This window comes from Rahnella sp. P4_A8 (assembly GCF_056402435.1).
This window is the reverse complement of sequence record NZ_JBFUHK010000017.1, coordinates 46,544-65,029: the sequence shown is the minus strand read 5'-3', so window position 1 is coordinate 65,029 and position 18,486 is coordinate 46,544. Positions and strand designations below refer to the sequence as shown.

16 protein-coding genes are annotated in these 18,486 nt (G+C 52.9%); 2 read left to right on the top strand and 14 right to left on the bottom strand.

Annotation, left to right across the window (positions count from 1 at the left end; translation table 11 throughout):
- Positions 1–2: 2 nt before the first annotated feature.
- Both rpsF and yjfP read right to left on the bottom strand, forming a co-directional pair.
- Complete coding sequence (rpsF, locus tag AC1DUO_RS11600; protein WP_013573776.1) at positions 3–395, bottom strand: 30S ribosomal protein S6; 393 nt, start codon at positions 393–395, stop codon at positions 3–5.
- A 150-nt stretch (positions 396–545) separates the two neighbouring features.
- Positions 546–1,295 (bottom strand): esterase, encoded by a 750-nt coding sequence (gene yjfP / locus AC1DUO_RS11595; protein WP_013573775.1) that lies wholly within the window; start codon positions 1,293–1,295, stop codon positions 546–548.
- Between the two features lie 279 nt (positions 1,296–1,574).
- On the opposite strand from yjfP, the gene AC1DUO_RS11590 reads away from it, so the two are divergent.
- Positions 1,575–3,524 carry a methyl-accepting chemotaxis protein gene (locus AC1DUO_RS11590; RefSeq protein ID WP_119261160.1) on the top strand — a complete coding sequence of 650 codons (1,950 nt, stop codon included), beginning with the start codon at positions 1,575–1,577 and terminating at the stop codon, positions 3,522–3,524.
- A 96-nt stretch (positions 3,525–3,620) separates the two neighbouring features.
- On the top strand, positions 3,621–3,932 hold the full coding sequence (gene bsmA / locus AC1DUO_RS11585) for a biofilm peroxide resistance protein BsmA (protein ID WP_013573773.1): 312 nt from the start codon (positions 3,621–3,623) through the stop codon (positions 3,930–3,932).
- Here the strand turns inward: bsmA and AC1DUO_RS11580 are convergent, their stop codons facing one another.
- From AC1DUO_RS11580 to mutL, 12 genes are all read right to left on the bottom strand, one after another.
- Positions 3,933–5,564 (bottom strand): isovaleryl-CoA dehydrogenase, encoded by a 1,632-nt coding sequence (locus tag AC1DUO_RS11580; RefSeq protein WP_013573772.1) that lies wholly within the window; start codon positions 5,562–5,564, stop codon positions 3,933–3,935. It abuts the gene before it with no gap.
- Positions 5,565–5,700: 136 nt separating this feature from the next.
- Positions 5,701–6,444 carry a 23S rRNA (guanosine(2251)-2'-O)-methyltransferase RlmB gene (gene rlmB / locus AC1DUO_RS11575; protein ID WP_477987390.1) on the bottom strand — a complete coding sequence of 248 codons (744 nt, stop codon included), beginning with the start codon at positions 6,442–6,444 and terminating at the stop codon, positions 5,701–5,703.
- 92 nt (positions 6,445–6,536) lie between these two features.
- The gene (gene rnr / locus AC1DUO_RS11570; RefSeq protein ID WP_013573770.1) at positions 6,537–9,035 is read right to left on the bottom strand and encodes a ribonuclease R; all 2,499 of its coding nucleotides are present in this window, start codon (positions 9,033–9,035) and stop codon (positions 6,537–6,539) included.
- A gap of 41 nt (positions 9,036–9,076) precedes the next feature.
- Positions 9,077–9,502: a nitric oxide-sensing transcriptional repressor NsrR gene (gene nsrR / locus AC1DUO_RS11565; RefSeq protein ID WP_013573769.1), complete on the bottom strand. Its 426-nt coding sequence runs from the start codon at positions 9,500–9,502 to the stop codon at positions 9,077–9,079.
- Between the two features lie 227 nt (positions 9,503–9,729).
- Positions 9,730–11,028, bottom strand: coding sequence for an adenylosuccinate synthase (locus AC1DUO_RS11560; RefSeq protein WP_013573768.1), 1,299 nt, complete (start codon positions 11,026–11,028; stop codon positions 9,730–9,732).
- 144 nt (positions 11,029–11,172) lie between these two features.
- The gene (locus AC1DUO_RS11555) at positions 11,173–11,373 is read right to left on the bottom strand and encodes a DUF2065 domain-containing protein (protein ID WP_013573767.1); all 201 of its coding nucleotides are present in this window, start codon (positions 11,371–11,373) and stop codon (positions 11,173–11,175) included.
- Between the two features lie 98 nt (positions 11,374–11,471).
- Positions 11,472–12,470, bottom strand: a complete 999-nt coding sequence (gene hflC / locus AC1DUO_RS11550; RefSeq protein WP_013573766.1) for a protease modulator HflC — start codon at positions 12,468–12,470, stop codon at positions 11,472–11,474.
- 2 nt (positions 12,471–12,472) lie between these two features.
- Positions 12,473–13,771 carry an FtsH protease activity modulator HflK gene (hflK, locus tag AC1DUO_RS11545; RefSeq protein WP_013573765.1) on the bottom strand — a complete coding sequence of 433 codons (1,299 nt, stop codon included), beginning with the start codon at positions 13,769–13,771 and terminating at the stop codon, positions 12,473–12,475.
- A 33-nt stretch (positions 13,772–13,804) separates the two neighbouring features.
- Positions 13,805–15,109 carry a ribosome rescue GTPase HflX gene (gene hflX, locus AC1DUO_RS11540; protein WP_013573764.1) on the bottom strand — a complete coding sequence of 435 codons (1,305 nt, stop codon included), beginning with the start codon at positions 15,107–15,109 and terminating at the stop codon, positions 13,805–13,807.
- A 98-nt stretch (positions 15,110–15,207) separates the two neighbouring features.
- The gene (gene hfq, locus AC1DUO_RS11535; protein ID WP_013573763.1) at positions 15,208–15,516 is read right to left on the bottom strand and encodes an RNA chaperone Hfq; all 309 of its coding nucleotides are present in this window, start codon (positions 15,514–15,516) and stop codon (positions 15,208–15,210) included.
- Between the two features lie 114 nt (positions 15,517–15,630).
- On the bottom strand, positions 15,631–16,572 hold the full coding sequence (gene miaA, locus AC1DUO_RS11530) for a tRNA (adenosine(37)-N6)-dimethylallyltransferase MiaA (RefSeq protein WP_013573762.1): 942 nt from the start codon (positions 16,570–16,572) through the stop codon (positions 15,631–15,633).
- Entirely contained in the window at positions 16,565–18,484 is a 1,920-nt protein-coding gene (gene mutL / locus AC1DUO_RS11525) for a DNA mismatch repair endonuclease MutL (protein ID WP_037034274.1), read from the bottom strand. Before mutL ends, miaA begins: the two co-directional genes overlap by 8 nt.
- Positions 18,485–18,486: the final 2 nt, after the last annotated feature.

Below are 18,486 nucleotides of genomic sequence, written 5' to 3'. Positions count from 1 at the left end.
AATTACTCTTCAGAATCCCCAGCTTCAGCATCATCGTTAGCTTCAGCAAAGTCTTCGCGGCGATCACGACGCTCGTCTTTTGCTTTAACCATTGGAGATGCTTCAGTTACCGCGTGTTTAGTACGCATAACCATGCTACGGATAACGGCGTCGTTGAAGCGGAAGTTAGTTTCCAGCTCATCGATCGCTTCCTGCGGAGCTTCAACGTTCAGCAGAACGTAGTGGGCTTTGTGCAGTTTGTTGATCGGGTAAGCCAGTTGACGGCGGCCCCAGTCTTCCAGACGGTGAATCTGACCAGCTGCGTTAGTGATTACTGCACTGTAACGCTCGATCATGCCCGGAACCTGTTCGCTTTGGTCAGGGTGAACCATAAAAACGATTTCGTAATGACGCATCGAATTGCTCCTTACGGATTATTCAGCCTCCTGTCAGGGTCAACCGCGGCCCATGGAAGCAAGGAACGTGTTTGTGTGCGGTCGAAAAAATGACGCGCAATTATATGTACAGCCTGTGGGAAACTCAAGGAGAAAGGCAGATTAATTTCTCTACAGCTTTGCAGCGAAGAATGCCGTGACTTCTGCCAGCGCATGAACCGAGACTTTATGCTTCGCGCCAGCTTCAGAAATAAAGGTCAGATTATCATCTGCACCGCTTTCAGCCAGTTCCTGCCGCAAGCGCTGGCTTTCAGCAAAAGGCACCACATCATCTTCTTCACCGTGCCAGACAAACAACGGAATATCTGCGATTAACGCCGCTTTCCCGGTGAAATCCAGACTCAGCAAAGGCGCGATTTCGCGTTCAAATACGTCACGCTGCACAATGCCACCGGCGTTGTAAGCTGGAAAAAGGTGGTGAGATAAACGCGCGAAATAACCAGAGCCCATCAGGTTAGCCGCCGCTTTAATCCATGGGAATTTGATCAGCGCCGCCATGGTGGTCATGCCCCCCATCGAAACCCCAGCGACGCCTAAACGCTGCGGATCCGCCAGACCGCGTCCGACAAACTCGTCTTTCAGACACGCCAGTTCATCAATGTTGTTCTGCAAAATGCTCCAGAAATTCGCCAGACATCGCGCTTCGTCGTTTTCTGCGCGCGCACCGTGCATTAATGCATCAGGCAATATCACGCGAAAACCCGCCTTTGCCAGCGTGTAGCCGAAATATGAGTAAATCTCTTTGGAAGACAGAAAACCATGATAGAAAAAAATCGTCGGAAGTTGTTGCTGATACTGTCCGGCTGGCACGGCATGAATGATCTGGATCCCTTCAATATTTTCTTCGTACATCTCAACCATCGTGCTTTCCCCTGTGCATTTAGAAAAAATATCGGCCTCTGTGAGTTTTGACATTCTACGGGTCTGCAAAACGGCGACCACAACCTTTTTCGTATGATTTATAACCCGTTATTCAAAATCCGCATTTTTCAGTTGGCTGACCTTAATTCAAATTCACACATTTATATTTATTTCATTGATTCAGATCAATTTTACATGAAATAAATAGTTACATTTGATCGTTAATCCTTTCCCGTTCTCCGCCGTTAGTGCGCTATCAGAAGCTAACGGGAAAAACCCATGAAAACGGCATCAAAACGCTCATTTCGACGGTGGAGCATTGGCGCAAAACTGGCCAGCATCGCCTCCCTGCTGGTCGGTTCCTTATTTATTATTTTCACTTTGTCACTGACTCACTCCGCCGGAAAGCAGGTCAATGAACTGGCCGTTAACGCCATTTCCGAGCAGGTGACCGGGGTGGTAGACATGATCGAAATGTACAATGCCAGCCTGAATGCGGAAGTGGACAGCTATACGCGTCTGTTCAGCCATTTTCTGCCATCGGATTTCGAACTTGATACTACCAGCCCGATGATGGTGGGCGATCAGTCAGCACCTGTCATAAAAGCAGGCGGTACGCCACTGAATCTGGATAGCAAAATCCCCGATGATTTTCTGGCGCGCACCGGCGCAATTTCCACAGTGTTTGCACGCCGCGGCGATGACTTTATCCGCGTAACCACGTCCCTGAAAAAACAGGACGGCACCCGCGCCATCGGCACCTTACTCGACAGTAGCAGCCCGGCTTACGCACAGATTATGGCCGGACAATCCTTCAACGGGCTGGCGACACTGTTCGGCAAGAAATACATCACCAAATATCAGCCGGTGCGCGATACGCAGGGCAGCGTGATTGGGATTTTATTTGTGGGTGTCGATATCACCCAGGAATATGCTGATATGCGCCAGAAGATCCTGTCCAAACGCATTGGCGAGAAAGGCTATTTCTTTGTGCTGAACAGCGCACCCGGTAAAGATCTCGGTAAATATCTGGTGCATTTCACTGATGAAGGAAAAACGCCAGCGTGGCCTGAAGGCGAACTGCAGCAGGTCATGTCACAGCCAAAAGGCCAGCGTGAATACACTGACGCAACCAGCCAGCATCAGCAATTCATGGTATATGCGAATGTGCCGGCCTGGCATTGGGTGGTGGTCGGCAGTACCGATAAAAACAGCCTGGTGGAACAGGTCAACAGCACGCGTAATCACTTCCTGATGGTGAGCCTGCTGGCGCTGGCATGTTTCGCTGCACTGTTTATCTGGCTGACGCGCAAGCTGGTCAGCCGCCCGCTGAGCGACGTCGTGAGTATTGCGCAACAATATGCCAGCGGTGACCTGCGCGCGCGGGCTGAAACCCAGCGTGTTGATGAAATTGGTGCCCTGATGCATGCGATCGACGGCATCGGCCACGGGCTGGAAAAAATTGTCGGTGAAGTCCGGCAGGTTTCCTCTGAAATTATGATGAATACGCAAGGACTTGCGCACGACAGCGAGCAGATTAATCATCAGATCGGCACGCAAGCCAGCAGTCTGGAAGAAACCTCAGCCAGCATGGAGCAGATCACCGCTACCGTACAGAACACGGCGGACAATGCCACACAGGCCACTCAACTGGTGCAACAGACCGACAAAGCGGCCACTGTCGGTGCTGATGCAGTAAATCAGTCGGTTGAGAGCATGGAGGCCATTAAGCACGCCTCAACGCGTATCGCGGATATCACGACCGTCATCGAGGGCATCGCCTTCCAGACCAATATTCTGGCCCTTAACGCCGCCGTAGAAGCCGCCAGAGCCGGTGAGCACGGGCGCGGATTCGCGGTTGTCGCTGCAGAAGTCCGGGCGCTGGCACAGCGCAGTTCAAATGCGGTGAAGGAGATTGAAAATCTGGTCGCGGATTCCCTGAGCAAAGTCGAGGACGGCCACCAGAGCGCAGCCAAAACGCAGGTAAACATGAACGATATTTTGCAGGGTATTCGCCAGGTCAAAGTGCTGATGAGCGATATCGATCTGGCCTCGCACGAGCAGTCGTCCGGTATTTCACAGGTAAACATTGCCATTATGCAGATTGGTAAAGCGACGCAGGAGAACGCCACGCTGGTGGAGAATTCACAGCAAACTGCGGCGGCGCTCAGCGAACAAGGCCGCCATCTCTCACAACTGGTCAGCGTCTTTAAAATTTCCGAACGGTAAGACGTGAATTGCGCGGCAATATACACCGCGCGGACTCGCCAGCACACCGGTGAAAGGGCTACACTTCAGGGTATCGCCCTTTTACCGGATATCACGATGAAACCCCTCCGAATCTCCGCTGCGCTGTTGTTACTGGTTGCGCTAAGCGGTTGCAGTAATCTGATGCAAACCACGCCGGTTCCGCCGCCTGCCGTGACAACCAAAGCGCAGGAAATTACCCGTGCGCAGACTTCCACTCTCACCAAAATTGGCAGCATCACGGTCGATGTGATTGGCAGCCCGATGGATGCCGAAGCAGAAGTGCAGCGCCGCGCCGATGCGGCGGGTGCGCATTACTATGTGATCATGTTTAACAGCGAAACTATTATTCCCGGCCGCTGGTATTCACAGGCCACACTCTACCGCTGATTATTCAGCGCCGATCGCCCGGTTAAGCAACAACTGGCACAAACGTTCCGGCAACAGCGTTTCTCCACGCGGATCAAGCACCAGGCGGCACCAGGCGTCTGCTAGCGGTGGCGACGCAAACTCCAGCATTTGCGTCGCGGTCAGCAGGTTAAATAGCTGACCGGTAAGCCAGCGCCCCTGAGCTTCTTCCGGCCTGCGCAACCGTTGTAAAAACTGGCGCGACGCCCGGTCAAAGACGCGGTTTTGTCCGCGCGCCTGATGCAAAATCTGCTGAACCATTTCCGCGCTGGCAGGCAGTTTTTTCAGCGTGCGCAGCACATCAAGACACATAACGTTTCCCGATCCTTCCCAGATACTGTTGACCGGCATTTCACGGTACAAACGCGGCAACTCGCTGTCTTCGCAATAGCCAATCCCTCCCAGCACTTCCATCGCCTCTGCCACAAACGGCATTCCCTGGCGGCACACTTCGAACTTTGCAGCGGGCGTCATCAGGCGGCATAACAATTTTTCCGCCGGATTATCCTGCGCATCCGACGCCGCAGCCAGACGCATCAGCAACATCGTCTGCCCTTCCAGCAACAGTGCCATCCGGCTCAGCGTCTGGCGCATCAGCGGTTGTTCGATAAGAGGTTTACCAAAAACCTGCCGCTGGAAGGCGTGGTAAAGCGCTACCGACAACGCCCGGCGCATCATAGCGTGGCTGCCCAGCGCGCAGTCAAAGCGCGTATGACCGCCCATTTTCAGGATATGGCGGACGCCCTCGCCTTCTTCGCCCAGCAGCCAGCCGGTGGCATTCTGAAACTCCACTTCGCTGCTGGCGTTCGAACGGTTACCCAGTTTGTCTTTCAGGCGTTCGATGCGGATCGCATTACGCGTTCCGTCTGGCAATACGCGCGGCAGAAAGAAGCAGGACAGTCCGCCATCAGTCTGCGCCAGCACCAGATGCGCATCGCTTTGCGGCACGGAGAAGAACCATTTGTGGCCCACCAGATGATAAGGTTTTCCGCTGCCGCGTCCTTCCAGCGCCGTCGCCCGCGTGGTGTTGCTGAGCACGTCAGAGCCGCCCTGTTTTTCCGTCATGCCCATGCCGATCAGCACGCCTTTCTTCTGATCGCCAGATTGCAGATGCGGATCATAACGGTCAGATAACAGCGGTTTCATCCAGCCACTGAACTCCGGCGGCAGATATTTTTGCAGCAACGGGATCGCGCCAAATGTCATCGTCACCGGGCATAACGTCCCCGCTTCAACCTGACCGTGAAGAATAAAACGCGCCGCACGCGCCACCACCGAACCGATACGCGCATCTTCCTGCCAGGGTAAATTGTGCACGCGGTTGGCGATCAACCCTTGCATCAGCAGATGCCACGCGGGATGGAAACGCACGTCATCAAGACGTTCACCGGTGGTGTCATAACGCAAAAGATCGGGCGGATTGGTATTCGCCAGCCTTCCCAGCTCCAGCGATTCTGCAGAGCCTAACTGTTGCCCGAGGGACGCCAGGACATCGGCATCCCAGCCCGCCTGCTGGCGGGAAACCGCTTCGCGCAACGGGGTGTCGGAAAGGAATAAATTGCTGTTACTCAGTGGCTTGGGTTGATTGAAAACCCGGTGTGTTTCCCAGTCCATCGCCTGCTCCCTGTTAAAAGGATATGGTGTAAGTATGGTAAAAATCGGGGAATTAACAGGCGGACAGATCACAAAGGCAGAAATGCAAACGGGAGCCCTGAGGCTCCCGTTTAATCAGCGGATCAATAAACGACAATCAGCTTTTMTTCAGGCCGCGCTGACGTACCGCTTCGAACAGGCAAACACCGGTGGCTACGGAAACATTCAGGGAAGAGACGCTCCCCGCCATCGGGATGCTGATCAGTTCGTCGCAATGTTCGCGGGTCAGACGGCGCATACCTTCGCCTTCTGCGCCCATCACCAGCGCCATCGGGCCGGTCATTTTACTCTGGAACAGGTCATGATCGGCTTCACCGGCCGTGCCGACGATCCAGACATTATGTTCCTGCAATACGCGCAACGTACGCGCCAGATTGGTCACGTTGATCAACGGCACGTTTTCAGCGGCGCCGCTGGCAACTTTTTTGGCGGTGGCGTTCAGTTTCGCAGAACGGTCGCGCGGAACAATCACCGCGTGAACACCCGCCGCATCCGCGGTACGCAGACAGGCACCCAGGTTATGTGGATCCGTTACGCCATCCAGCACCAGCAGGAACGGACAATCGAGGCTTTCCAGCAACGCAGGCAGGTCATTTTCCTGATACTGGCGGCCTTCGCGCACTCGCGCAATAATCCCCTGATGCACAGCACCTTCGGATTTCTCATCCAGCCACTGGCGGCTCGCCACCTGGATCACGATACCACTGGCTTCCAGCTCGTCGATTAGCGGTTTCAGGCGTTTATCGTCACGGCCTTTCAGGATAAAGACTTCCAGAAAGCGTTGCGGATCGTTGTCGAGTAAGGCTTTAACGGAGTGAATACCGTAGATAATTTCGCTCATGATGCTCTTTAAAATAGACTTGCGGACAGCAAGCTGTCCGCAATTTAGTAAGGTTACAGACGATTCTATCATAGAAGAATCGTCAGAAAGGACTAGCTGTCAGACTGCTTTTTCTTCGCGCGTTTGGCTCTGGTGGCCGCCGCAATTTTTGCAGTTTTGTCAGAAGGCTTTTTGGCTTTCTTCGGTTTACCGTCTTTACCCACAGCACTGACCGCTTTCTCTTTCTTCGGTTTGGCTGGTTTTGCGTCATCTTTGCGGAACGCGCTGTCCGGCTCAAAATTCACGTTTTTCTTAGCGGTACGCCGACGGCCAGCATTAGCTGGCGCGGCAGAACGCATGGTACGTTCGCCACCTTTTTTGGCGCGGTCACGCGCGGTTTTGCCTTCACCCCGTGCTTTGCGGGTGCTGGAAACCAGCGCGAAATCGATTTTACGCTCGTCCATATGCACGGCTTCAACACGAATTTCTACCGTATCGCCCAGGCGATAAACCGCACCGGAGGATTCACCCACCAGACGCTGACCGATGTTATCGTAACGGTAATAATCGTTGTCGAGCGATGACACGTGCACCAGGCCGTCGATGAACAGATCGTTGAGGCGTACGAAGAAGCCGAAGCCGGTGACACTGGCGATAATGCCGGTGAAGACTTCACCCACATGATCCTGCATGAAGTCGCACTTCAGCCAGTCCGCCACGTTGCGGGTGGCTTCGTCCGCGCGGCGTTCTGCCATCGAACAATGCTCGCCGAGCTGCAACATATCTTCGTAATCACTGTGCCAGCCGCCGGTTGGCGTCCAGCGATCTTTCAACGTGCCGTGCTCTTTCGCCAGCAGATACTTGATCGCGCGGTGCAATGCCAGATCCGGATAACGACGGATTGGCGACGTAAAGTGCCCGTAAGAAGGCAATGCCAGACCAAAGTGGCCACGATTTTCCGGATCGTAAATCGCCTGTTTCATTGAACGCAGTAACATAGTTTGCAGCATTTCGCGGTCAGGACGATCGGCCAGTTCATCCATGATCTGAGCATAATCTTTTGGCTCAGGTTTCATGCCGCCGCCCATCACCAGACCCAATTCACCCAGCACGCTTTTCAGCGCGGAGATATGGTCATCGCTTGGACGGTCATGCACGCGGAACAGCGCCGGTTCGTTATGTTTTTCAACAAAACGCGCCGCAGCAATGTTCGCCATGATCATGCACTCTTCGATCAGTTTGTGGGCATCGTTACGTACGGTCGGTTCGACACGCTCGATACGACGCTCAGCATTGAAGATAAATTTCGCTTCTTCGGTTTCGAACGCGATACCGCCACGTTCTGCACGCGCCTGATCCAGCACTTTGTACATGGTGTGCAGTTCAAGCAGATGCTTAACCAGCGGCGAATATTGCTCGCGCAGTTCCGGATCGCCTTCGATGATGCGCCAGACTTTGTTGTATGTCAGACGCGCGTGAGAGCTCATCACGGCTTCGTAGAATTTAGAGCTGGTCAGTTTGCCCTGCGCGGAGATAGTCATCTCACAGACCATACACAGGCGGTCTACCTGTGGGTTCAGCGAACACAGGCCATTAGACAGCACTTCCGGCAGCATCGGCACAACCTGTGACGGGAAATACACCGACGTAGCGCGGCTGCGGGCTTCATCGTCCAGCGCGGTGCCGTGACGGACGTAATAGCTCACGTCGGCGATTGCCACCCACAGGCGCCAGCCACCACCACGTTTTTTCTCACAGTACACGGCGTCATCGAAGTCACGGGCATCTTCACCATCAATGGTGACCAGCGGCAGACTGCGTAAATCCACGCGACCTTTTTTCGCTTCTTCCGGCACCTGTTCGCTCAGGTCTTCGACCTGTTTGAGAACCTGTGGCGGCCAGACATGCGGGATTTCATGGGTGCGCAGGGCGATATCTACCGCCATGCTGGTGCCCATTTTATCGCCGAGGACTTCAACGATTTTACCGACCGCTTTGGTACGGCGGGTCGGACGCTGTGTCAGCTCGACCACCACCATATATCCCATGCGTGCGCCGTTAATGGCATCGGCCGGGATCAGAATATCAAAGCTCAGACGACTGTCGTCGGGTACCACAAAACCGGCACCCGCATCGGTAAAGTAACGGCCCACAATCTGGCTCATTTTAGGCACCAGAACACGCACGATGCGCGCTTCACGGCGGCCTTTACGGTCGGTTCCAACTGGTTGTGCCAGGACCACGTCACCGTGGATGCACATTTTCATTTGTTCAGCAGACAAATACACATCGTCTTTCTTCACGCCTTCCAGGCGCAGGAAACCGTAACCATCACGATGGCCGATAACCGTGCCTTTCAGCAAGTCCAGACGCTCCGGCAGCGCGTAGCACTGGCGGCGGGTAAAGACTAACTGGCCGTCACGCTCCATGGCGCGTAAACGGCGACGCAGGGCTTCCAGCGCTTCTTCTCCGGAAAGATTCAGTTCGTTACCAATTTCTTCCCGGCTGGCTGGGGTTTCACGTTTCGCGAGATGTTCCAGAATAAATTCACGGCTGGGAATAGGTGATTCATATTTTTCTGCTTCTCGTTCCAGGAATGGATCTTGTGACATAGCGGTTCCTCCGTTGTCATCAGCAGTTTGTTGAAAGTCTTTCATTCAACAAGCAATAATTTATAGAGCGTTGAGTTGTCTTTGACCATATCGGCCAGAGTGTACTGATTCAGCTCATCAAGAAAATGTTCTACAGCAGTGTGCAGGACTTGTTTTAGTCGGCATGCAGGCGTGATGTGACAAAAGTCGCTGGCGCAATTGACCAGCGAAAGAGGTTCCAGTTCGCGCACCACGTCGCCAATGCGAATGGTCTCTGCGGGCTTGCCCAGTTTAATACCTCCGTTCTTTCCGCGAACGGCAGTGACCAGACCAGCACGGCTCAACTGATTAATGATTTTCACCATGTGGTTGCGCGATACACCGTAAACCTCGGTGACCTGCGAAATGTTGGTCATCTGATCGTCAGGCAACGAAGCCATATAAATCAACGCTCTCAAACCATAATCAGTAAAACTCGTTAACTGCACACATACCTCTGGGTAGCTATTACCCGGTCTTTCCACACCAGCAATGACAACAGGGTGAAGATGATTGTTTATTATGACACTTTGATGATAAACCAGCCGCGAACTTTGCAGCTAATCATTTAGATAGTGGATGGTTTATGGAAAGTAAACAAGTGAAGGGATTCAGAAAAAAATAAACCGGGCAATTTTGCCCGGTTATGACGTTTTTACACAATCAGCTCTGACTGTTATGCATCAAACGGGTCACGCAGAATCATCGTTTCGCTACGATCCGGGCCAGTAGAGATAATATCAACCGGCACTTCAGTCAGCTCTTCGATACGCTTGATATAGTTAAGCGCTGCCTGCGGCAGGTTTTCGACTTCTTTCACCCCAAAGGTGGTTTCGGTCCAGCCGGGCATGATTTCGTAGATTGGCTCGATACCTTCCCAGCCTTCAGCAGCCAGCGGTGTAGTCGTCATTTCACGGCCATCAGGCATGCGGTAACCGACACACAGCTTCACTTCTTTCAGACCGTCCAGCACATCCAGTTTAGTCAGACAAAAACCAGACAGGGAGTTGATCTGCACAGAGCGGCGAACCGCCACGATGTCCAGCCAGCCACAACGACGGCTACGGCCAGTGGTCGCGCCAAACTCGTTACCTTGCTTGCGCAGGAACTCGCCGGTTTCATCAAACAGTTCAGTCGGGAACGGACCTGCACCCACGCGGGTAGAGTAGGCTTTCACGATGCCGAGCACATAATCAACATAACGTGGACCAATACCTGAACCGGTAGCGACGCCGCCAGCAGTGGTGTTGGAAGAGGTTACGTACGGATAAGTCCCGTGGTCGATGTCCAGAAGCGTGCCTTGCGCGCCTTCGAACATGATCAGATCGCCACGCTTACGCGCGCCATCCAGCAGCTCAGAGACGTCAACAACCATTGCGGTCAGGATGTCGGCAATCGCCATCACATCATCCAACGTTTTCTGGAAATCAACGGCTTCTACTTTGTAGTAGTTCACCAGCTGGAAGTTATGGTATTCGATGATTTCTTTCAGCTTGATAGCGAAAGTTTCTTTGTTGAAGAGATCGCCTACGCGCAGACCGCGACGGGCTACTTTATCTTCATAAGCCGGACCGATGCCACGACCGGTGGTGCCGATCGCTTTATCGCCACGCGCTTTTTCGCGCGCCATGTCGAGTGCGACATGATAAGGCAGGATCAGCGGGCAAGCTTCAGACAGTAACAGACGTTCGCGTACAGGGATGCCACGAGCTTCAAGTTCGCCCATTTCTTTCATCAACGCGTCAGGCGCCAGTACAACACCGTTGCCGATGATGCTGGTCACGTTTTCACGCAGAATGCCAGAAGGAATTAAATGAAGAACGGTTTTTTCACCGTTGATAACCAGAGTGTGACCGGCGTTGTGACCGCCCTGATAGCGCACAACATATTTAGCCCGTTCAGTAAGCAGGTCTACGACCTTGCCTTTTCCTTCATCACCCCATTGAGTGCCGAGTACGACGACGTTCTTACCCATCTCAAGAATCACCAGGTTGCTTAAAAAAGGATTCTAACATCTCATTCTGTGCTTTCCAGCACTTTTAGCACACGTTTGCGGGAAAAATTTTAATTGCGTGCTACCGGTCTCAGCGAGACGTGACAAGCCCGGCGTAACAAACCCTCATCCACCCAGACGACTACGCAACATGTAGTAAATTACGAAGCCTGCGACCACAAGACCCCCACCAAAACGGCGTAAAACCGTGTCCGGAAGATTCGCCAGCGAGAGGATCATTTTTCGCCATGTTTTTGGATAAAGCATCGGCCCCAGGCCTTCAAGAACCAAAACTAAGGCCAGCGCCAGCCAGATTGTCGCATTCATGATGAATCGTTCTCATTACATCCCTTCCCTAAAAAGAAAGAAGGATTTCAGAAAAGACAAAAGGCCCCTGAAGGGCCTTTTGGAAATTGCAGAAGCAATTATTTATTTTTTTCAGGTGACTTCATAAAGCGGAAGAAATCGCTGTCAGGGCTTAACACCATGACGTCGTTGCCGCTCTTAAAGCTGGCCTCGTAAGCACGCAGGCTACGGATGAATGCGTAGAAGTCAGGATCCTGGCTGAACGCATCAGCAAACAGTTTCGCCGCTTCGGCATCTCCTTCACCGCGGGTGATACGGGCAGTACGCTCTGCTTCAGCAACAGTACGGGTTCTTTCGTAATCCGCAGCAGCCTGAATTTTGGTCGCCTCTTCTTTACCCTGAGAGATGTGACGCAATGCCACCGCATTACGCTCAGCACGCATACGATCGTAAATCGCGCTGGACACTTCTTCCGGCAAGTTGATTTGTTTCAGACGTACATCCACCACTTCGATCCCCAATGCCGCCATGCTGTTCGGGTTCACCGCAGGTTGTTTACCTTTGGTTTCCTGCTCAACACGTTTTGCTGCAGAGGCAATCGCATCATCGGCTTCGGTGGTCGCTTCAGGCTCATCGCCTACGCTACCGGTGTTCAGGGCATCACGCACATCCAGCGTCAGACGGCCACGGGAATCGGTCACGATATCTTTCACATCAAGACGACCAATTTCAGAACGCAGACGGTCACTGAATTTACGTTTCAGCAGAATTTCTGCCTGAGATACATCACCACCGCCTGTTGCCAGGTAGTAGCGGCTGAAATCACTGATACGCCATTTCAGGTAAGAATCGACGATTAAGTCTTTCTTCTCGCTGGTGACGAAGCGGTCAGCCTGGTTATCCATGGTCTGGATACGCGCGTCGAGCATTTTAATGGATTCCACGAATGGAACTTTAAAATGCAGGCCCGGCGCATACACCAGCGGTTTATTATCGCTGTCACGCAGGACTTTACCAAAGCGCAGCACAATACCGCGCTGACCTTCCTGAACAACAAACAGTGAAGCATAAAGCGCCACCAGCACCACAACGACGATAAGTAAAAATGACTTACGCATTGTTATTCTCTCCCTACGCGAAGTGTATCGTCACGCTGTGCATTTGCACGGCGCTGGTCCATGACACTGCCAGACGAACGGGAACTGCTGTTATCGGCACTGCTTTTACTGTTACTGCTGGTTAAACCTGGAACGGAAGGCAACAAACCTGTTTCATCATTTTTGCTGGTGTCGTTGGCTGCTGCGTTATTTCCACGCAGCATTTGATCCAGCGGCAAGACCATCAGGTTATTCCCTTTATCACTCACCAGCACTTTACGGGTGTGGCTGAGGACTTTTTCCATGGTTTCGATATACAGACGCTCGCGGGTAATTTCCGGCGCGGCTTTATATTCAGGTAACAGTTTGGAGAAACGGGCCACTTCACCCTGCGCTTCCAGAACCGTACGATCTTTATAGGCTTTAGCATCTTCCAGTAAGCGCTGTGCTTCACCGTTTGCCAGAGGCTGAATCTGGTTCGCGTAAGCTTCTGCTTCACGAATAGACTGTTGTTCTCTTTCACGGGCGGCGATCGCGTTATCGAAGGAAGCTTTCACTTCTTCCGGCGGACGCGCGGTCTGGAAGTTGACGTCCTGAATGGTAATACCCATTTTGTACGGACGAATAGTTTCTTCCAGTACACGCTGGGTATCGCTACGCACGGTAGTACGGCCTTCCGTCAGGATTTTATCCATCGTGTATTTGCCGATAACGCCACGTAATGCGCTGTCAGTCGCCTGGCTCAGGCTGTCGTCAGGGTTGGCGACGCTGAACAGATAAGCTTCAGGATCCGTCACGCGATACTGCACGTTCATTTCAACGCGCACAACGTTCTCATCAGACGTCAGCATTACACCAGACGCAGCAAGTTCACGTACCGATTCTACGTTTACTGCACGAACTTGATCGATGAAGGTCGGTTTCCAGTTCAGGCCAGGCTCAACCAGATGGCTGAACTTACCAAAACGAGTCACAACGCCACGCTCGGCTTCTTTAATGGTATAGAAACCCGTTGCTGCCCAGATCACCACCACCGCTGCGACCGCGATGCCAACAATCCGGCCACCACTCATCCCATGACCGGAACCCGTTGGTGCGCCATTGTTGCTGTTATTGTTGTTGCCTGAACCTTTTCCACCGAAGCCCCCCAGCTTTTTGCTGAGCTTACGGAAGATATCATCCAGATCAGGTGGCCCCTGATTGCGGCCACCTTTGTTGTCGTTATTTCCACCAGAATTTCCACCAGAGTTGCCGCTATTATTATTGCTGCTGCCCCAGGGGTCGCGGTCCTGTCCGTTATTACCGGGCTGATTCCACGCCATGTTATAGCTCCATTATTCTATGATTGGTGTTCTTCAGGCCAAATCAGACAGACTCTGGTTGCGGACATAGCTTTCCAGTTCCTGCTCTTGTTTGCAGAGGCGACGCCAGTCAACGATGGGCATTCGCACCATCAGACCAATACTGCCATCCTCTTCAATCCATTCTTTTTCAATGGCCTGAAGCTGGTAAAAACGGCTACGAAGTCGGCCTGCTTCCGGCGGTAAGCACAATTCATGCTGCGCAATCTCGCCAGAGAGTCGCTCCGTTAATGCCTGGAAAAGCAACGGAATACCTTCACCTGTCACGGCTGAGAGCCAGACCCTGACCGGCAAATTCTCCTCGTTGCGGTCGATACGCGGAACAAAGTCATCCAGCATATCTATTTTGTTCATCACTAACAGCGCAGGAATTTCATCTGCTTCGATCTCTGCCAGCACCGTATTCACCGCGTCAATATTTTCCTGAACACGGATGTCCGCTGCATCAATCACATGGAGTAACAGAGATGCCTGTCGGGTTTCCTGCAACGTTGCTTTAAAAGCCGCAACCAAATCATGGGGCAGGTGACGAATAAACCCTACGGTGTCCGCCAAAACCGTCTCCCCGACATCTGCCACTATAATACGGCGCAGCGTAGGATCCAGCGTAGCAAACAACTGATTGGCCACGTAGACATCGGCCTGAGTAATACGGTTAAAGAGTGTGGATTTCCCGGCGTTGGTATACCCAACCAAAGACACCGTCGGAATATCCGCACGAACGCGTGAACGACGACCCTGTTCACGCTGCTTAGCCACTTTTTCAAGACGGCTGAGGATCAAAGTGATTCTGTCCCGCAGCAAGCGGCGGTCAGTTTCGAGCTGGGTTTCACCTGGGCCACGCGCGCCAATGCCGCCGCCCTGCCGCTCAAGGTGCGTCCAGCCGCGAACCAGTCGGGTAGCAATGTGGCGTAATTGCGCCAGTTCTACTTGTAACTTACCTTCATGTGTTCGGGCCCGCTGGGCAAAAATATCTAATATCAATCCGGTGCGGTCGACAACTCGACATTCGCATAAGGCTTCCAGGTTTCTTTCCTGGCCGGGAGACAAGGCGTGATCAAACAGGATGACAGAGGCGCCCGTTGCTTTGACGGCATCTGCGATTTCTTGGGCCTTTCCTTCACCGACAAAGTATTTTGGGTGCGGTGCCTTGCGGCTCCCGGTGACGACTTGCAACGCCTCTACACCTGCAGAAGATACCAGCGATTCAAATTCGCTCAGGTCTTCCGTGTCTTTGTCCTGCGAGAAATAGATATGAACCAGTACGGCCTGCTCACCGGCTTCATAACGGTCAAACAAGCTTGCGACCTCTCATTTGGGAAAAATTCGCCAGCCGGGGGTGCATAAGCATAATCGGAATACTTATGAACCCCTTCGTGGTTGACCAACGTTGCGCTTTATTCAGCGTCATCGTTTTCCTGCTGCGGCTGTTGCGCAGACGGAGTGCTACCTTGGTGATAATTGTTGGTGCTGCCCGAACCTGGATTATTGCTATGGTGTGACACCGGGCGGGAAGGCACTACGGTGGAGATAGCGTGTTTATACACCATCTGGCTAACCGTATTTTTTAACAGAATGACAAACTGGTCAAAAGACTCAATCTGGCCTTGCAGCTTAATACCATTCACCAAGTAAATAGAAACCGGAACACGTTCACGACGCAATGCGTTCAGGAACGGATCTTGCAAAGATTGCCCCTTAGCCATTCTATCTTTTCCTTATTAGTTTGTTGTTTGTAACTTTGAGCCTATCGGCTCGAAAATAAATCACATAAAAAATTTGCGCGCTGAGTACTGATCAATTGTACACAATCACCCAACCTATGCACTAACAACCTGAATTACACGGTTTAAGGCCTCTTCTGGCTTCTCAGAATCGAGCCATTCGACACTCTCCCAACCTCGCAACCAGGTCATCTGACGTTTGGCCAGCTGTCGTGTCGCGCAAACACCACGATAAACCATTTCATCGTAATCGAATTCACCAGACAAATATGACCACATCTGGCGATAACCCACACAACGAATGGAAGGCAAATCTGTATGCAAATCGCCCCGGGCTATCAGCGTTCTGACTTCGTCTTCAAAACCATTGGACAACATCTGACTAAAACGTTCCTCGATCCGCGCATGTAATAATTCCCGGCGGGTCGGCGCAATCGCAAACTGATGTACGCGATAGGGTAATGTTTCACCCGAAATTTTAGTCAGTTCCGTTAAAGTTTTACCCGAAATAAAAAAAACTTCCAGTGCTCTGGACAGTCTCTGTGGATCATTCGGATGAATTCGCATAGCCGCAACGGGATCTATTTTGCGCAACTGGTCATGTAACGCCTCCCAACCCTGTTCTGCAGCCTGCTTTTCGATACGCTCGCGCACGACAGGATCAGCAGGTGGCAAAGGGGAAAGACCTTCAAGCAATGCCTTGAAATAAAGCATAGTCCCACCTACCAATAACGGGATCTTATTGCGCGAGGTTATTTCTGCCATTTCGCGTAATGCGTCTCGACGAAAGTCAGCCGCCGAATAAGCCACCGTCGGGTCAAGAATATTAATCAACCGGTGCGGTGCTTCAGCCAGCTCTTCTGCCGTGGGTTTCGCCGTGCCGATATCCATCCCGCGATAAATCAGGGCGGAATCGACACTGATAAGCTCGACAGGCAGGTGTTTCAGCAGCGACATCGCCAATGCTGTTTTACCGGAGGCGGTCGGCCCCATAATAAAGATTGCCGGGGGAAGTGCGTTGTTTTCAGAATCAGTCATGCTTAAAAGCCGCCAGCGCGGACTGTAAATCAAGAGGTTGCAGGAGGCCGGACGGGGGCGATTTCACCAATTGCGGGCAAAGACGCTCAACATCCGTGAGTAATTGTATGGCTTGCGAAATCGTCCAGACCTCATGCTCGCAGCCGCAGTGGCGGGCAAACCACATAGCTACCGCATCAGAAGTCACCTCCTGCTGAACAGCAAGGTAACCTAACAGATCAGGTATCAACTTTTGTAAATTTTGTTGGCGTAATGGTAAAGGTACCGCGCGAACCGTCACACGCTGTGACTCACTGAGCATTTCTAAACCAAAATGCTGTAATAACGCCTGATGGCGCGCCAGCACGGCGGTCTCTTCTTTCTGCATTGTCAGCTTCAGCGGAATTAATAACGGCTGCGGCCGCAATCCTTCTTCGGGTGGTGTCAGCTGCGCCCATTTCAGCCAGCGATCGGCCACCGGTAACGCCAGCAACACCAGTTGTTTGCCGCGCTCCAGTAACGCATATTCCGCGGAACATACCGTCAGCACGCGCCCGAAACTCTGGCTGTGTGATTCCAGCGCCGGTTCCGTCAGTGTACGGGCCACTGAAACGGCGGGCTTAGCGGGCTGTGCCACAGCAGGTGCCGGTTCCTGTAAGGAAAACGACTCCGGCGCGGGCTGCAACAAACGTCCGTAAGCTTTGCTTTCTGAAGGATTGTAAGCGGGTTCCGTGCTGCGATAAGCAGATTCACGTGGCTGGCTGGCGCGGGCAGTTTCAGGAAACACATTTTCGCGCGGGGAATTGTTTTCCCGCGATGCCGGCACTTTGCGTTCTGCCGGCTGCGAGAAATGATTGCCACCCGCCGCCTGACGATTTTCCTGCTGCCAGCGCGGCGTATCTTCCTGAAGCTGTGGCTCGTCAAGAACGGGTGCCCCGGCCTGCTGCAATACGGACATCACCGCCTGATAAATAAAATCATGTACCAGCCGCGACTGATGGAAACGCACCTCGTGTTTTGCCGGATGCACATTCACATCCACCTGATGCGGATCGACATCCAGATAAAGCACATACGCGGGCTGCTGATCATCTTTGAGCTGATCCTGATACGCCTGGCGGATCGCGTGATTAATCAGGCGATCTTTCATCATGCGGTTGTTCACATAGCAATACTGCATATCTGTCAGACTGCGCGAACCCGCCGGATCGGCGACCCAGCCACGGATCGCCAGATCACCGTGGCTCCATTCCACTTCCAGTGCGTGCTCGACAAACGCCGGGCTACAAATACTGGCCAGACGGCGGGAGAACTGTGAACGGTCTTTCACCGCGCGATACTGACGGATGAGTTTGCCGTTGTGGCTGAGATTGACGGAAACGTCAAAGCGCGCCAGCGCAATTCGCCGGACAACTTCATCGATATGGGTGAATTCGGTTTTCTCAGTGCGCATGAATTTACGGCGGGCGGGCGTATTGTAAAACAGATCCAGCACTTCAACCGTCGAGCCTTGCGGATGCGCCGCCGGTTTGACCGTCACCGCCATATCCCGCCCTTCAGCATAGGCCTGCCAGGCTTCATTCTGCTCTGCGGTGCGCGATGTCAGAATCAGGCGCGATACCGAGCTGATACTGGCCAGCGCTTCGCCGCGAAATCCGAGGCTCAGGATTGCTTCCAGATCATCAAGACAGGTGATTTTACTGGTGGCATGACGTGCCAGCGCCAGCGCCAGATCGTCTTTGCCAATCCCGCAGCCGTTGTCGCGAATGCGGATAAGCTTGGCGCCACCGCGATCGATATCAATATCAATACGCGTCGCGCCCGCATCAAGGCTGTTTTCCACCAGTTCCTTCACCACGGAAGCCGGTCTTTCGACAACTTCGCCCGCTGCTATCTGGTTAGCAAGTTGCGGCGGCAGTACCTTGATCGGCATAG

What these genes read in the sequence shown, in the direction of transcription:
- AC1DUO_RS11590 (WP_119261160.1), top strand. Translation starts at nt 1,575, where the DNA reads ATGAAAACGGCATCAAAACGCTCATTTCGACGGTGGAGCATTGGCGCA.
- rnr (WP_013573770.1), bottom strand. Translation starts at nt 9,035, where the DNA reads ATGTCACAAGATCCATTCCTGGAACGAGAAGCAGAAAAATATGAATCA.
- yjfP (WP_013573775.1), bottom strand. Translation starts at nt 1,295, where the DNA reads ATGGTTGAGATGTACGAAGAAAATATTGAAGGGATCCAGATCATTCAT.
- hfq (WP_013573763.1), bottom strand. Translation starts at nt 15,516, where the DNA reads ATGGCTAAGGGGCAATCTTTGCAAGATCCGTTCCTGAACGCATTGCGT.
- AC1DUO_RS11580 (WP_013573772.1), bottom strand. Translation starts at nt 5,564, where the DNA reads ATGGACTGGGAAACACACCGGGTTTTCAATCAACCCAAGCCACTGAGT.
- AC1DUO_RS11555 (WP_013573767.1), bottom strand. Translation starts at nt 11,373, where the DNA reads ATGAATGCGACAATCTGGCTGGCGCTGGCCTTAGTTTTGGTTCTTGAA.
- hflC (WP_013573766.1), bottom strand. Translation starts at nt 12,470, where the DNA reads ATGCGTAAGTCATTTTTACTTATCGTCGTTGTGGTGCTGGTGGCGCTT.
- AC1DUO_RS11560 (WP_013573768.1), bottom strand. Translation starts at nt 11,028, where the DNA reads ATGGGTAAGAACGTCGTCGTACTCGGCACTCAATGGGGTGATGAAGGA.
- hflK (WP_013573765.1), bottom strand. Translation starts at nt 13,771, where the DNA reads ATGGCGTGGAATCAGCCCGGTAATAACGGACAGGACCGCGACCCCTGG.
- mutL (WP_037034274.1), bottom strand. Translation starts at nt 18,484, where the DNA reads ATGCCGATCAAGGTACTGCCGCCGCAACTTGCTAACCAGATAGCAGCG.
- rpsF (WP_013573776.1), bottom strand. Translation starts at nt 395, where the DNA reads ATGCGTCATTACGAAATCGTTTTTATGGTTCACCCTGACCAAAGCGAA.
- bsmA (WP_013573773.1), top strand. Translation starts at nt 3,621, where the DNA reads ATGAAACCCCTCCGAATCTCCGCTGCGCTGTTGTTACTGGTTGCGCTA.
- miaA (WP_013573762.1), bottom strand. Translation starts at nt 16,572, where the DNA reads ATGACTGATTCTGAAAACAACGCACTTCCCCCGGCAATCTTTATTATG.